Annotated in this window: 10 tRNA genes; all 10 read left to right on the top strand. The window is 50.5% G+C overall.

The window, feature by feature from the left end:
- Window positions 1-33: 33 nt before the first annotated feature.
- The 10 genes from V7122_RS23485 (at window position 34) to V7122_RS23440 (ending at window position 1,013) form a co-directional block, all read left to right on the top strand.
- Window positions 34-108: transfer RNA gene (locus V7122_RS23485), tRNA-Asn, on the top strand.
- 3 nt (window positions 109-111) lie between these two features.
- Window positions 112-201, top strand: a tRNA-Ser gene (locus V7122_RS23480).
- A 15-nt stretch (window positions 202-216) separates the two neighbouring features.
- A tRNA-Glu gene (locus tag V7122_RS23475) sits at window positions 217-291 on the top strand.
- 3 nt (window positions 292-294) lie between these two features.
- A tRNA-Val gene (locus V7122_RS23470) sits at window positions 295-370 on the top strand.
- 34 nt (window positions 371-404) lie between these two features.
- A tRNA-Met gene (locus V7122_RS23465) sits at window positions 405-478 on the top strand.
- 3 nt (window positions 479-481) lie between these two features.
- Window positions 482-558, top strand: a tRNA-Asp gene (locus V7122_RS23460).
- A 6-nt stretch (window positions 559-564) separates the two neighbouring features.
- A tRNA-Phe gene (locus V7122_RS23455) sits at window positions 565-640 on the top strand.
- A gap of 13 nt (window positions 641-653) precedes the next feature.
- A tRNA-Thr gene (locus tag V7122_RS23450) sits at window positions 654-729 on the top strand.
- A gap of 120 nt (window positions 730-849) precedes the next feature.
- Window positions 850-934 (top strand) — tRNA-Tyr (locus tag V7122_RS23445).
- A 5-nt stretch (window positions 935-939) separates the two neighbouring features.
- Window positions 940-1,013, top strand: a tRNA-Trp gene (locus tag V7122_RS23440).
- Window positions 1,014-1,034 lie beyond the last annotated feature (21 nt).

The raw sequence follows: 1,034 nt of genomic DNA, 5'->3' as shown, positions 1-1,034 counted from the left end.
TAGGACGTCGCTAGGCTTTTAATATATTATTGTTCCGCAGTAGCTCAGTGGTAGAGCATTCGGCTGTTAACCGAACGGTCGTAGGTTCGAATCCTACCTGCGGAGCCATCTGGAGAGCTGTCCGAGTGGCCGAAGGAGCACGATTGGAAATCGTGTATACGCTTCCGCGTATCAAGGGTTCAAATCCCTTGCTCTCCGCCATTTAAAATTTCATTTGGCCCCTTGGTCAAGCGGTTAAGACACCGCCCTTTCACGGCGGTAACACGGGTTCGAATCCCGTAGGGGTCACCATTTGGAGGATTAGCTCAGCTGGGAGAGCATCTGCCTTACAAGCAGAGGGTCGGCGGTTCGATCCCGTCATCCTCCACCATGTTTACTTAAAGCATGGAAGATTATATTATTATCGCGGGGTGGAGCAGTCCGGTAGCTCGTCGGGCTCATAACCCGAAGGTCGCAGGTTCAAATCCTGTCCCCGCAATCTGGTCCGGTAGTTCAGTTGGTTAGAATGCCTGCCTGTCACGCAGGAGGTCGCGGGTTCGAGTCCCGTCCGGACCGCCATATTGTGGCTCAGTAGCTCAGTCGGTAGAGCAAAGGACTGAAAATCCTTGTGTCGGCGGTTCGATTCCGTCCTGAGCCACCATTTTTAAAAACATGCCGGCCTAGCTCAATTGGTAGAGCAACTGACTTGTAATCAGTAGGTTGGGGGTTCGAGTCCTCTGGCCGGCACCAGAATTTAAAAAATTGCAGCAACGAAGCGTTTCATCCTTGAATAGCAAATTTTTAAATTCTGCGACAAATCACGCAGGGATTTGGAGCATTTTATGACTACTATCAATATCTAATAATTACGGTGGGGTAGCGAAGTGGCTAAACGCGGCGGACTGTAAATCCGCTCCCTTTGGGTTCGGCGGTTCGAATCCGTCCCCCACCACCATCTATAGGGGTATAGTTTAATGGTAAAACGAAGGTCTCCAAAACCTTTGATGTGGGTTCGATTCCTACTACCCCTGCCATTAATTATGGCGGTTGTGGCG

Source organism: Bacillus sp. JJ1532 (assembly GCF_036965085.1).
Lineage (GTDB): Bacteria > Bacillota > Bacilli > Bacillales > Cytobacillaceae > Cytobacillus.
This window is presented reverse-complemented; position numbering and strand designations above follow the sequence as displayed.